The following is a 502-nucleotide window of genomic DNA, read 5'->3' on the forward strand; positions in this document are numbered from 1 at the left end:
AGTAAAGCTTGAGCGAGCCTTGTTTGCCGGGCGCATTGGGAATGTGATGAACCACATTGTCCTCTTTATCGAGAATATCCAAGCCGCTCAAATGGTCGATGGCAGGCATGGTGGCCAGATTATCTTGGAAGCTCATGATTGTCCTTTCTGATGTGGGTTTTAAAGCAAACCATATAACAAGGCCGTCTGAAAGTTGATGTTTGACACTTTTCAGACGGCCTTAAACATTTCAATTAACGTGTACCGAAAATCTTATCGCCGGCATCGCCCAAGCCTGGGATGATGTAGCCGTGTTCGTTCAAGTGGCTGTCGAGCGCGGCAGTGTAGATGGTTACATCAGGATGCGCGTCATTGACGGCTTTCACGCCTTCCGGAGCGGCAACCAATACCAATGCTTTGATGTTACGGCAACCTTTGGCTTTCAAAAGGTCGATGGTGGCAACCATAGAGCCGCCGGTCGCCAACATTGGGTCGATAATCAGAGCTGGACGTTCGTCCATGC

2 protein-coding genes are annotated in these 502 nt (G+C 49.6%); both read right to left on the reverse strand.

Going from position 1 to position 502, the window contains the following annotated elements; all coding sequences use genetic code 11:
- The coding region (locus tag ACTHUR_RS18860) for a DUF2322 family protein (RefSeq protein WP_440400306.1) at positions 1-136 on the reverse strand (136 nt) is incomplete at its 3' end.
- Between the two features lie 97 nt (positions 137-233).
- Positions 234-502, reverse strand: a 269-nt coding sequence (upp, locus tag ACTHUR_RS18865; protein ID WP_440400304.1) for a uracil phosphoribosyltransferase, incomplete at its 5' end; no start/stop codon positions are given.

The sequence above is a fragment of the Neisseria sp. P0021.S007 genome, from assembly GCF_051956855.1.